The sequence below is a fragment of the Mycobacterium sp. HM-7 genome, assembly GCF_053852335.1.
In genome coordinates this window covers 5,464,037-5,476,475 of sequence record NZ_CM132657.1, presented here as the reverse complement: position 1 = coordinate 5,476,475, position 12,439 = coordinate 5,464,037, and the positions used below count along the sequence as shown (strand labels likewise).

Genomic DNA, 12,439 nt, shown 5'->3' with positions numbered 1-12,439 from the left:
TACGGCGGGTCAGGACCGGCGAAAGCGAAAGACTAGTGCTCTTGTTCTTCGAACCGGGCGATCGAGCGGGCCAGCTCTTCTTCGGCCTCTTTGCGGCCGACCCAGTCGGCAGCCTTGACGAACTTGCCCGGCTCCAGGTCCTTGTAGTGCACGAAGAAGTGCTTGATGGCGTCCAGCTCGAACTGCGAGATGTCGCTGAGGTCCTGGACGTTGTCCCAGCGCGGGTCACCGGCGGGCACGCACAGCAGCTTGTCGTCGCCGCCGGCCTCGTCGGTCATCTTGAACATGGCGACCGGGCGGGCGTCGACGATGCAGCCCGGGAAGACCGACTCGGTCAGCAACACCAGCGCGTCCAGCGGGTCGCCGTCCTCGCCGAGGGTGTTCTCGAAGAACCCGTAGTCGGTGGGGTAGCCCATGGGGGTGAACAGGTAGCGGTCGAGCTTCACCCGTCCGGTCTCGTGGTCCACTTCGTACTTGTTGCGCGAACCCTTGGGGATCTCGATGACGACTTCGTGCTCCACCGGGAGACTCCTTAGCTCTGTGCTGATAACCGGCTACACCTTAGACGAGCGATACCCTGCTGAGTGACCCGTACGAGTTCAGGAGCAACATGCGGCCCACCCGGTGGCGCCGATCAACCCACTTGGTGATCGGTGTGGCAGTTCTCGTGCTGGTTGCCGCGCTGGTGGCGGCGGCCGCGGTGCTGACGCGGCACGAGGCAGTCCCGGCGGCGGGATCGGCCGTGAAGCCGCAACCCGCGCTCGTCTCGGCCCGGCCCGGGGTGCAGCCGGTCTCCGACGCCGCCGCGCAAGTGGTGCCCGCGCAGCTGGCGGCCGTGCTGGCGCCGCTGGCCGCCAACCCGAATCTCGGCATGCTGGGCGGTCGGGTCACCGATGCCCTCACCGGCACCCAGCTGTGGGCGCAAGGCGCGAACATCCCGCTGCAGCCGGCTTCCACGAACAAGACGCTGACGGCGGCCGCGGCATTGCTCACGCTCGATCGCAACGCCCGGCTCACCACCACCGTCGTGTCCGGCGACACCCCGGGCGTCGTAGTGCTCAAGGGCGGTGGCGACCCGACGCTGTCGGCAGCGCCGCCAGGCACCGACACCTGGTACGGCGACGCGGCCCGGATTTCCGACCTGGCCGACCAGGTCCGCAAGGCCGGGGTCACGGCCCGGGCCATTCAGGTCGACACCAGCCTCTACTCCGGTCCGACGATGGCACCGGGCTGGGACGTCGCCGACATCGAGGGCGGCGATTGGGCGCCGATCCAGTCGGTCATGGTCGACGCCGGTCGGGTACAGCCCACCACGGTCGAGTCCAAGCGCTCCACGACTCCGGCCCTGGATGCCGGTCGTGCGCTGGCCGCGGCCCTGCGCGTCGACCCCGACAACGTGACCGTCCGCCCTACCCCCGCCGGTGGTCAGCAGCTCGCGGCGGTGCAGTCCCCGCCGCTGATCGAGCGCCTGCGCGAGATGATGGGCGCCTCGGACAACGTGATGGCCGAGTCGATCGGCCGTGAGGTCGCCGCCGCGGTGAACCAGCCGCAGAGTTTCGACGGCGGCGTCCGCGCCGTCCTCGGTCAGTTGTCGAAAGCGGGACTGACGACTTCGGGTGCGACGTTGTTCGACGCCAGCGGCCTGTCGGTCAACGACCGGCTCACCGCGACGGTCCTCGACGACGTCGTCAACGCCGCCGCGGGCAACACCGAACTCCGCTTGCGCCCGCTGCTCGACGTCCTGCCGATCGCCGGCGGCAGCGGCACGTTGTGGAACCGCTACGCCGACACCTCGTCGGCGGGATACCTGCGGGCCAAGACCGGGTCGCTCACCGGTACCAACGCGCTGGCGGGCATCGTCACCGACCAGAGCGGACGGGTCCTGACCTTCGCGCTCATCTCGAACAACGCCGGTCCGGAGGGACGCACCGCGCTGGACGCCCTCGCCGCGGCGTTCCGGTCCTGCGGGTGCGGCACGTGAGCCGGACACCGACCGTCGGCCGCGCCGTCGACTGGGGCTTCGCCGCCACGGTCGGGGCCAAGCTGACCCGCCCTGAACCGGCGACCACCGATTACACCCGTAACCAGGTACGCGAGCAGCTCGCCGAGTCGGCCCGGCGGGCCGAGCTTCCGGTGCGGGAGGTGACGCTGCTCAACGAGGGCGCCGAGGTGCCCGAAGCGCGTGTGGTCGACAGGCAGGACTGGGTGCGCGCCGCCACCGAGTCCATGCGGGTGATGACTGGCGGTGAAACCTCAAGTGCCACAGGCATCGCCGCGAAGCTGGCCGGCCGCGTCACCGGCGCGCAGACGGGCGCGGTGCTGGCGTTCGTGTCGTCGGGGATTCTCGGGCAGTACGACCCGTTTGCCGCGAACGGTGGGGAGTTGTTGCTGGTCGCCCCGAATGTGCTTGCCGCTGAACGGCAATTGAAGGTCGACCCCGCTGACTTCCGGCTCTGGGTGTGCCTGCACGAGGTGACGCACCGCGTGCAGTTCCGCGCGAACCCCTGGCTCACCGAGCACATGTCGCAGGCGCTGGCCGTGCTGACCGACGACTCGGGTCTGGACGCCGGTGACATCGCCGGCCGGCTGGCCGAGTACGTCCGGGCTCAGCGGACCGGCGAGTCCGACCCGAATTCGCAAGGCATCCTAGGTGTCATGCGCATCATGCAGTCCGAGGAGCAGCAGCGTGCGCTCGATCAGTTGCTGGTGCTGGGAACGCTGTTGGAAGGGCACGCCGACCACGTGATGGACGCCGTCGGCCCGGCGGTGGTGCCGTCGGTGGCCACCATCCGCAGCCGGTTCGACGAGCGCAGGCACCGCAAACAGTCGCCGCTGCAACGGATTGTCCGCGCCCTGCTGGGGGTCGACGCCAAGATCGCCCAGTACACCCGCGGCAAGAAGTTCGTCGACGAGGTGGTGTCGACCGTCGGGATGAAGCGATTCAACGCGATCTGGACGGACGCCGAAACCCTGCCGCTGCCAACCGAAATCGACGAGCCGCGGCGATGGATCGATCGAGTGCTCTGACGGCCCTGCGCGCGGCCGTCACCGGCTTCGCGCGTCGGCATCCGGCCGACCGGTGGTGCGTCGGACTCTCCGGCGGCGCCGACTCGCTGGCGCTGACCGCGGTCGCCGCCGCGCTCAGACCGACCACCGCGTTGATCGTCGACCATGGCCTGCAAACCGGATCGGCCGACGTGGCAGCCAATGCGGCAGCACAAGCCAGGCAGCTGGGTTGTGTTGCCGCGCAAGTGATCCGCGTCAGCGTCGGTACCGACGGTGGTCCGGAAGCCGCGGCCCGCACCGCGCGGTTCGACGCACTGGGCGCTGCCCGCGACGGCGCGCCGGTGCTGCTCGCGCACACCCTCGACGATCAGGCCGAGACGGTGCTGCTCGGGCTGGGCCGGGGTTCGGGCCCGAGATCCATTGCCGGCATGAGAGTTTGGGACCCGCCGTGGGGACGGCCGTTGCTGGAGGTGCGACGTGCCGACACCGAAGCCGTCTGCGCCGAGCTGGGGCTCACGCCGTGGCAGGACCCGCACAACACGGACCCGCGCTACACCCGGGTCCGGCTGCGCGCCGAGGTGTTGCCGCTGCTCGAGGACGTACTGGCCGGTGGGGTCGCGCCGGCACTGGCCCGGACCGCCGCGGCGCTACGGGAAGACAACGACGCTCTCGACGCCCTGGCTGCCGGGCACCTGGCCGCCCTGTGGACCGACGAGGGCCTGACCGTCACCGGACTCGAGGATCTCCCCGCGGCGCTGCGGCGCCGGGTGATCCGTGGCTGGCTGTTGGGCGTCGGCGCCACGGCGCTCACCGATGTCCAGCTGCGTGCCGTCGACGCGCTGGTCGGGGACTGGCGTGGGCAGGGCGGCACCGCGGTCAGCTCGCCGCTGCGCTATCAGCGATTGGTGGTCACCCGCCGCGCCGGCGTGCTCACGGTGGCCGCCCGACCCGTGTGAGCGACCACCGAGCGGGACGGTCTTGGTACTCGGTGGGGCGACGTGGCACGCTGTTGCCGTGGAGCTGTATCCGGGTGACATCAAGTCGGTTCTCCTTTCTCAGGAGCAGGTGCAGGCGCGCATCGCCGAGATGGCCGCGCTCATCGCCGAGGACTACCGTGCCGACTCCGGCGACCAGGATCTGCTGCTGATCACCGTGCTCAAGGGTGCGGTCATGTTCGTCACCGACCTGGCCCGCGCGATTCCGCTGCCGACCCAGCTGGAGTTCATGGCCGTCAGCTCGTACGGGTCGTCGACCTCGTCGTCCGGCGTCGTGCGCATCCTCAAGGACCTCGACCGCGACATCAGCGACCGCGACGTGCTGATCGTGGAAGACATCATCGACTCCGGCCTGACCCTGTCGTGGCTGCTGCGCAACCTGGCGACCCGGGGCCCGCGCTCGCTGCGGGTGTGCACGCTGCTGCGCAAGCCCGACGCCATGCGCGCCGACATCGACGTCGCGCACATCGGGTTCGACATTCCCGACGAGTTCGTCGTCGGCTACGGCCTGGACTACGACGAGCGCTACCGCGACCTGCCGTACATCGGCACGCTCGATCCGAAGGTGTACGAACAGCGCTAGCCGGAGCAGAATCGCGGGCATGGATACCGCCCTCCGGATCTGCCCCTTCTGTGAAGCCACGTGCGGCCTGACCCTCACCATCGACGACGGCCGCGTCACGGCCGCGCGTGGTGACCACGATGACGTCTTCAGCGCGGGATTCATCTGCCCCAAGGGCGCCAGCTTCGGTGAACTCGACAACGACCCCGACCGGCTCGCGCGCCCGCTCGTGCGCCGCGACGGCGTCCTGACCCAGGCCACCTGGGACGAGGCCTACGCCGTCGTCGCCGACCGGCTGGGTGCGGTGATCGCCGCACACGGCGGCGCTTCCGTCGGGGTGTATCTCGGCAATCCGAATGCGCACACGATCGCGGGCGCGCTGTACGCACCGCTGATCCTCAAAGGCCTGGGCACCCGCCAGGTGTTCAGCGCCAGCACCCTCGACCAGATGCCCAAACACGTTGCGCTGGGCCTGATGTTCGGCAGTCCAGGTGCGTTCACCGTCCCCGACCTCGACCGCACCGACCATCTCGTGATCATCGGCGCGAATCCGCTGGTGTCCAACGGCAGCGTGACCACGGCCGCCGACTTCCCGGGCAAGTTGCGGGCGCTGAAGAAGCGCGGCGGCAAGCTCGTCGTGATCGATCCGGCCCGCACCCAGACCGCGAAGCTCGCCGACCGGCACCTGGCGCCGCGCCCCGGGACCGACGCGGCGCTGCTGCTCGCCGTCGTGCACGTGCTGTTCGACGAAGGTCTGGTCGATCTTGCCGGGAACGCCGAGCACGTCACCGGGGTCGATCAGGTCCGGGCCCTGGCCACCGACTTCGCACCGGAAGCCGTCGAGCAGGCCTGCGGGGTCGGGGCCGACGAAATCCGTGAACTGGCGCGCGAACTCGCAGCGGCACCGACGGCGGCCGTGTACGGCCGGATCGGTACCTCCACAGTCGAATTCGGCACCATCGGCAGCTGGCTGGTCGACGTGATCAACGTCCTCACCGGAAACCTGGACCGGCCCGGCGGGGTGATGTTCCCGCTCGGTGCGGCAGTCCCGGCGCCGCGGCCGGCAAAGCCTGGACGTGGGTTCCGGACGGGCCGGTGGGCCAGCCGAGTCTCGGGCTACCCGGAAGTGATGTCCGAACTGCCGGCCGCCGCGCTCGCCGAGGAGATCGACACCGCGGGCGACGGGCAGATCAAGGCGATGATCACCATCGCCGGAAATCCCGTGTTGTCCGCGCCGGACGGCGACCGGCTCGACAAGGCGTTGGACAGTGTCGAATTCATGCTGTCCATCGACCCCTATCTCAACGAGACCACGCGGCACGCCGACGTCATCCTGCCGCCGCCTCCGCCCTCGCAGAGCCCGCACTTCGACGTCCTGCTGAACAACCTCGCGGTGCGCAACAACGTGCGCTACTCACCGCCGGTGCTGCCGCTCGACGACCGGCCGGGCGAGGCGGAGATTCTGTCGCGGGTTGCCTTGATCCTGTCCGGCCTCGGGGCACAAGCAGATCCCGCGCTGGTCGATGCGCAGGTGATCGCGATGACGTTGGCCAAGGAAACGCAAGATCCGGATTCACCGGTCGCCGGACGCGATGTCGACGAACTGACGGCCATGCTCCCCATGGGCCCCGGTTATGAGCGCCGGCTCGACATGATGCTGCGGCTCGGGCCCTACGGTGACGCGTTCGGTACCAAGCCGGACGGCCTCACACTCGAGAAGCTGAAGGCCAATCCGCACGGTATCGATCTGGGCGCGATGCGGCCGAGGATCCCCGAGGTGCTCCGAACCCCAAGCGGGCGAATCGAACTCGCGCCGGAACCGATCGTCGCCGACGTGGCGCGGCTACGCGAGGCGCTGAGCCGCTCGGCCGGCGGCTTCTTGCTCATCGGCCGGCGTCACCTGCGCTCCAACAACAGCTGGATGCACAACCTGCCCGCGCTGTCTGGCGGGTCCAACCGGTGCACCCTGCAGATCCACCCGGACGATGCGGCCGACCTGGGCCTCACCGACATCGCGATCATCAAGGGCCCGGGCGGCGAACTGCTGGCGCCGATCGAGGTGACGGACGTGATGCGGCGCGGCGTGGTGTCGCTGCCGCACGGCTGGGGCCACAACCGGGGAGGCACCGGTCAGCAGCTCGCGAGCAGCCATCCGGGCGTCAACGTCAACCAGCTCAACGACGGCTCCCACCTGGACCGATTGTCGGGCACCGCGGTGCTCAACGGGATTCCCGTGGAGATTTCGGCTGCTGGCTAGAGTGGCCGTCATGGGGGGAACGTTGCGGGTTGAGCCGGCTGCGCTGCGGGACGCGGCACGGGCGCAGACCGATGTCGGTGCGGCGGTCTCGGGCCTGGATGTGGGGGCATCGATGTCCGGCGCGGGTGCCGGGATGTCCGGCATGGCCAGTGCGGGCGCGTGCCAGTTCGTCGGGGCGGTCGTGGACAGCGCACTGGCGACCGTCGGCGAAGAGCTGAACTCGCATTCGGAGAAGCTGGCGCGTGCCGCGGATCTGTACGAACAGTCCGATGCGAAATCAGGTGACCGCATCCGCAGGCTCGTCCGATGACGGAAATGAGTCCCGCGTCATGCCGGTGACCATTCCCCAGGTGAAAGCCTCTCGACCTGAGGCGCTGACCGAAGCGGCCGGCGAACTGGGCCAGAAGGCTTCGGGGTTGGCGTCGCAGATGGACACCCAGCGCGCAACGATCACCGGGTTGCGGACGCAGTGGCACGGCACCGCGTCGGATGCCGCGGTCGCGAAAGCCGAACCCACGCTGGCGCGGATGCAGCAGATTCACGATGCCTTGACGCGGGCGCAACCGGTGCTACGCGACGGTGGTGGCCGACTCGGCCAGACCCGGGCCGGCCTCATCGGCGCCGTCGATCAGTTGCAGAGCCAGGGCTGGCAGGTTTCGCCCGACGGCACGGTGTCGGTGAAGCCCGGCGGTCCGTTGGACCAGTTCGCCCGGACGAGCCCGGTGGCTGCGATCCAGATACTGCAACTGGCCGCGGCCAATTCCGTGGGCCTCAAGATGCGGTTGGCGGAGTTCGACACCACCGACCGGGAACTCGACCAGAACCTGCGCAGCGCGGTCGCGGGCCTCGACGGCGCGCCCCGGAAATCGGGGATCGGTGATCTGCCGCAGGCCCCGCCCTATGACACCGGTGCCGAGATTCCCGAGGGCAAGAGCGCGGAGGAGGTCGACAAGTGGTGGCAGTCGCTGCCGCAGGACAAGAAGGACTACTACCTGCAGCACTGGCCGGACAAGTTGGGCAACCTCAACGGGATTCCGGTCGCCGACCGCAGCGCCGCCAACAAGACCATCCTGCAGCGGGACCTCGATCGCCCTGCCGAGGTGGCGGCCGCACACGGGGTGACCAAAGAGGAGGTACTGGCACACCCGGAGAAGTACGGCATGGCCGGGCAGATGATGACCCGGTACAACAACGCCGTCAAGGTGCGAGACGCCATGGACAAGGACGCCAAGGACGCCAAGAACCCCAGGGACCGCACGAAACCGCCTGAGATTCTGCTGATGAAGTACGACCCGGAGGCGTTCGACGGCGAGGGTGCCGCCGCGATCACGATCGGCAACCCCGACAAGGCCGCGAACACCACCGTGATGGTGTCGGGCCTGACGACGTCGGTGGCGGCCGGCACGTTGTCCGACGGCACCGGGGTCAACGTCTTCAACGAGGCGAACCTGGCCGATCCGAACAACCCGACCGCTGTCGTGCAGTGGATGGGCTACAACGCGCCGGACATCGATCTCGACCTGGACACCAACGCCATCGGGGTCAGCGAGCCGTTCATGGCACGTGCGGGCGCGCAGCTGCTGGCCCCTGACGTCAACGGCCTCGCGGTCACTCATGAGGGCAACCCCGCGCACACCACCGTGATCGGTCATTCGTACGGCTCCACGACAGTCGCCGACGCTGCCGCCGGTTACGGGATGCGCGCCGACGACATCATCCTTGTCGGTTGTCCTGGAACGGATTTGGCGCAGTCGGCTGCCGACTTCCACCTACCGCCGGACGGTCACCTGTTCGTGGGTTCGGCGTCGACCGACTTCGTCACCGGCCTGGGCCGTGAGCACATGAACATTCCGGGTGTCGGCCTCGGCGCCGACCCCTCGATGGACGGCTACGGCTCGACGCGGTTTCACGCCGAGGTGGCCAAGATCGGTCTCAACCCGCTCGATGAGCACACCTCGTACTTCGTGGACGGGTCGGAGTCGTTGTTCAGCATCGCCGACATCGTGTCCGGTCACGGTGACCAGCTGCAGCAGCACGGGATGACCGCTGATCACCGGGTGAAGACGCCGAGTCTGCCCTTCCCGGTGCCCGGGATGCCGCCGCCGGTGGTGATCGATCCGGAGCTGGTGCATCCGTCGAACAACGAGCACCACCATTAGGCCGGGGATCGACGATCAGATGACGGGGGCGACCAACTTTGAGAATCCGCTACGCCGCGCTGCTGGCAGCGCTGCTGACCTTGGTGGGGTGTTCTGACGTCGTGGTGAATCCGCTTTCTCCTGAGGAGACCCGTCGGCAGGTCGTCGACGTGTCCAAGCAGTTGGTGTCCGATCTCGGCGGAGAGGTGACCGACGCGCAATTCGGTTACGACTCCTGCGGTGTCAACGGGACGCCGCCGTTCCAGGGCCATGCCAGTTTCGGGTTGTGGATGCCCGGGGCGGATCGGACCCGTGAGGTGACGGCCGAGTCGGTGGTGACGCGGTTGCGGCAACGCGGCTGGGACGTCGACCCGAACTTTCACACCCATGCGATGGCGTTCAAGCGTGACGGGCTGAAGGTCAAGGTGTGGGTGATACCGCCGCTCCGACCCGACGAGTCGCGCACTTCGCACCTGAGCGTCGACGTGTACAGCGAGTGCCGGGATACGTTCGACCACCGGACCGACCGGACGGCGTTCACGGCCACGGACATCAAGGCCGAACTGGCGCGCTAGCCGAGCTCCCAGATCACCGTCACCGAGAAGCTCACGGTCTGCTGACCGGGGGACAGCGGGACGGCTTCGGCCATGGCCATCCGCGGGGCCGGCATGGGCGTCGGCGTGGTGCCGCCGGTGGCCTCGGAGATCGAGACCACCTTGCCCAGGCTCAGCCCGGACAGCTGCGCGTACTGCTGAGCGCGGTCCTTGGCGTCGTCGAAGGCGTGCGTGCGGGCATCCTTCACCAGCTGCGAGTCGTCGTCGATCGAGTAGGCGACGTTGCTGATCCGCGTGGCATTGCCGCCCGCGTTGACGATCTTCGCCAGCACCTGCGACGCGGTATCGAGCTTGCGGACCTTGATGTCGATGGTGTTGCTGGCCCGGTATCCGGTGATGACGGCGTCGCGGTAGTCGGGCTGCAGCTCCACCTGCTTGGTGGCGATGTCCTTCTTGTCGATACCGGCCCCGGCCAGCGCGTCGATCACCGCTTGCTGACGGCTGCTGGTCTGGTTCATCGCGGCCGTGACGTCGGGCGCGGTCGCCTCGATGGACGCGGTGACGTTGAGGGTGTCCGGCGTGCCCTGGACCTTGCCGTTGCCGACGACGGTGACCTGGCGGCTCTCCGGCTTGGTGTCGTCGGAACCGCAGCCGGCGACGCCGACCGCCGTGGCGATCGCTAGTCCGGCGAGGGTCAGGGCGGCAGTACGGCGGGTCGCAAATGGCATGGTTTTCAGCGTACCGACGCGTCTTTGGTGTGCTCGGCGATCGCGTTGCCGACGGCCTCGCCGACCCGGCCGAACAGCTGGTCGCGCAGGCCCTTGGCCCATTCGTGTGAGGCGTGCGGCGCGGTGAGCTGACCCTTGAAATGCGGGATCACCTCGCGGGCGAACAACTCGTACGAGTGCATGGTGGCCGCGGGTGGTGCCCAGTCGTGGCCGAGCATCAGGAACGTGCCGAAGCCGCCGGAGCGGTCCAGCATGTCCTGGATGTAGCCGATGGCATCTGCGGGTGTGCCGATGCAGCAATTGCCTTTGGCCGCATAGTCTTCGACGAACTGCCGCGACGTCGGGGCCGGGCCGGTCCGGCTGCCCAGTGGGACGAAGCCGGCCGCGCCGAAGTAGTTCGAGAAGTCCTCGAGGCCGTAGGTGCAGTCCTCGATGGCCTGCTCGCGGGTGTCGGCCAGGTGCACGACGCCCAGGACCCGCCAACCTCGCCGGTCCGGTTCGGGCCGCCCGGCCTTCGTGGCCTGGTCACACACGAGGTCCCAGGTGGTTTCGAGGGCGGCGTAGCCGCCGGGCACCGACATCGACAGCGACAGCAGCGACGTGCCCAACTGCCCGGCCAGTCGTGGACCCGACGGGGAAACCATTGCCGCCGTGGATATCTCGGGATACGGCCAGGTGTACGGCCGGATGTGCAATGCGGCGTCGCGCAGCGTGAACCAGTCGGTCTCCCGCGTTATCCGCTCGTCGGGGCCGGCGCGGAACAGGGCCAGGATGGCTTCGAGTGACTGCCGCATCATCGGCCGCTGGTTCACCGGATCGATGCCCATCATGTAGGCGTCCGACGGCAGCGCCCCCGGGCCAGTCCCGAACATGACCCGGCCGCGGGTCAGGTGGTCGAGCAGCACCCAGCGGTCGGCGACCATCAACGGGTGGTGGTAGGGCAGTGACACGACGCCGGTGCCGAACCGGATGTTCCTGGTGCGCTCGGCGGCGGTGGCGATGAACACCTCTGGACAGGCGATCAATTCGTAACCGCCGGAATGGTGTTCGCCGAACCACACCTCGTCGTAGCCCAGCTGGTCCAGTCGGACGGTGCGCTCCAGGTCGTATTCCAGTGCGGTGGTGGGGGATTGCCCGACCGGATGGAAAGGTGTGATGAAGGCCCCGAAATCCAGTGGGCGACTAGTCATTTCACTCCTTCGATGAATTCGATCAGTACCGCGTTGACCTCGTCGGGGCGCTCCTGCTGCAACCAGTGCCCGGCCCCGTCGATCATGACCTCCCGGTAGTCGCCGGTGACGACGTCACGGACCCGGTCGCGTGGGGTGAAGCTCAGCACCGGGTCGGCGGTGCCGGCCAGGAACAGTGTCGGCACCGTGATGGTGGGGGCGGGAGTCGTCTCCGTCAGCCGCCAGTTGCGGTCGAAGTTGCGGTACCAGTTCAGTGGGCCGGTGAAACCGCTCTCGGTGAAAGCTGTTACGTACGGCTCGAATTCATCTTCGGTGAGCCAGGCCGGCAGTGGGGGCAGCGGGGCGTCGACGAGCGAGTCCGGTGGTGCGGTGAAGCCTTCCTCGGCGACCATCCGGCGCATCGAGCTGCGCGGATCGCGGCCCAGCGCCGCGTCGGCCACTCCCGGTTCCTGGAAATACAGCATGTAGAAGTAGTTGTCACCGACCCGCCGGCGCCAGATGTCGGTCGGCGGCGCCGACGCCCGCGGCACCGGCGGCACACTCAGCGCGGCGACCGCCGACACCCGGTCGGGGTGCAGCAACGCGAAGTTGCACACCACCGGCGAGCCCCAGTCGTGCCCGACGAACACCGCCTTCTCGGCGCCGACGTCATCGAGCAGTCCGGCGAGGTCCCCGGCGAGGTGGACGATGTCGTAGTCCTCGATCGCCGGCGGCCGCGACGAGCCGGCGTAGCCCCGTTGGTCGGGAGCCAGCACGTGGTAGCCGGCCGCGGCGAGGGCGGGAAGCTGGTGCCGCCAGGAGTGCGCGAGTTCGGGGAAGCCGTGCGCCAGCACGACGACGGGAGCGCCGCGGTCGCCCGCTTCGGTGACCCGCAGCTGTACGCCATTGGTCTCGACTAACCGTTTGGTGGACGTGATCACCGTTTCACCAAAGCACAGGTTTCCCTCCGGGAACTGCCGATCGTTTGCATAGCGGTAACCTGTGAACTATCCCGCATCTGTGTATCGGA

Annotated in this window: 12 protein-coding genes; 8 read left to right on the top strand and 4 right to left on the bottom strand. The window is 68.6% G+C overall.

Annotated elements, in window-relative coordinates; translation table 11 throughout:
• Positions 1-32: 32 nt before the first annotated feature.
• Positions 33-521, bottom strand: a complete 489-nt coding sequence (locus tag ACWW1C_RS26490; RefSeq protein WP_073694452.1) for an inorganic diphosphatase — start codon at positions 519-521, stop codon at positions 33-35.
• A gap of 89 nt (positions 522-610) precedes the next feature.
• Between ACWW1C_RS26490 and dacB the strand changes: the two genes are divergently transcribed.
• The 8 genes from dacB to ACWW1C_RS26450 are packed head-to-tail and all read left to right on the top strand — an operon-like array spanning position 611 to position 9,533.
• On the top strand, positions 611-1,981 hold the full coding sequence (dacB, locus tag ACWW1C_RS26485) for a D-alanyl-D-alanine carboxypeptidase/D-alanyl-D-alanine endopeptidase (protein WP_455981023.1): 1,371 nt from the start codon (positions 611-613) through the stop codon (positions 1,979-1,981).
• Positions 1,978-3,027 carry a zinc-dependent metalloprotease gene (locus ACWW1C_RS26480; RefSeq protein WP_455981022.1) on the top strand — a complete coding sequence of 350 codons (1,050 nt, stop codon included), beginning with the start codon at positions 1,978-1,980 and terminating at the stop codon, positions 3,025-3,027. The genes dacB and ACWW1C_RS26480 overlap by 4 nt, the downstream gene beginning before the upstream one ends.
• Positions 3,006-3,962: a tRNA lysidine(34) synthetase TilS gene (gene tilS / locus ACWW1C_RS26475; RefSeq protein WP_455981021.1), complete on the top strand. Its 957-nt coding sequence runs from the start codon at positions 3,006-3,008 to the stop codon at positions 3,960-3,962. Before ACWW1C_RS26480 ends, tilS begins: the two co-directional genes overlap by 22 nt.
• Before the next feature lie 22 nt (positions 3,963-3,984).
• Positions 3,985-4,584 carry a hypoxanthine phosphoribosyltransferase gene (gene hpt / locus ACWW1C_RS26470; protein WP_455981020.1) on the top strand — a complete coding sequence of 200 codons (600 nt, stop codon included), beginning with the start codon at positions 3,985-3,987 and terminating at the stop codon, positions 4,582-4,584.
• Between the two features lie 19 nt (positions 4,585-4,603).
• A complete protein-coding gene (locus tag ACWW1C_RS26465; RefSeq protein ID WP_455981019.1) occupies positions 4,604-6,820 on the top strand; it encodes a molybdopterin-dependent oxidoreductase in 2,217 nt (738 codons plus the stop codon).
• 10 nt (positions 6,821-6,830) lie between these two features.
• The gene (locus tag ACWW1C_RS26460; protein WP_455981018.1) at positions 6,831-7,130 is read left to right on the top strand and encodes an ESX-1 secretion-associated protein; all 300 of its coding nucleotides are present in this window, start codon (positions 6,831-6,833) and stop codon (positions 7,128-7,130) included.
• 40 nt (positions 7,131-7,170) lie between these two features.
• On the top strand, positions 7,171-8,979 hold the full coding sequence (locus tag ACWW1C_RS26455) for an alpha/beta hydrolase (RefSeq protein ID WP_455981017.1): 1,809 nt from the start codon (positions 7,171-7,173) through the stop codon (positions 8,977-8,979).
• 38 nt (positions 8,980-9,017) lie between these two features.
• Complete coding sequence (locus ACWW1C_RS26450; protein ID WP_455981016.1) at positions 9,018-9,533, top strand: hypothetical protein; 516 nt, start codon at positions 9,018-9,020, stop codon at positions 9,531-9,533.
• On the opposite strand, the gene ACWW1C_RS26445 is transcribed toward ACWW1C_RS26450, so the two are convergent.
• The 3 genes from ACWW1C_RS26445 to ACWW1C_RS26435 are packed head-to-tail and all read right to left on the bottom strand — an operon-like array spanning position 9,530 to position 12,350.
• Complete coding sequence (locus ACWW1C_RS26445; RefSeq protein ID WP_455981015.1) at positions 9,530-10,240, bottom strand: SIMPL domain-containing protein; 711 nt, start codon at positions 10,238-10,240, stop codon at positions 9,530-9,532. The genes ACWW1C_RS26450 and ACWW1C_RS26445 overlap by 4 nt on opposite strands.
• 5 nt (positions 10,241-10,245) lie before the next feature.
• Positions 10,246-11,430: an LLM class flavin-dependent oxidoreductase gene (locus ACWW1C_RS26440; RefSeq protein ID WP_455981014.1), complete on the bottom strand. Its 1,185-nt coding sequence runs from the start codon at positions 11,428-11,430 to the stop codon at positions 10,246-10,248.
• Positions 11,427-12,350 (bottom strand): alpha/beta fold hydrolase, encoded by a 924-nt coding sequence (locus tag ACWW1C_RS26435; protein WP_455981013.1) that lies wholly within the window; start codon positions 12,348-12,350, stop codon positions 11,427-11,429. The genes ACWW1C_RS26440 and ACWW1C_RS26435 overlap by 4 nt, the downstream gene beginning before the upstream one ends.
• Positions 12,351-12,439: the final 89 nt, after the last annotated feature.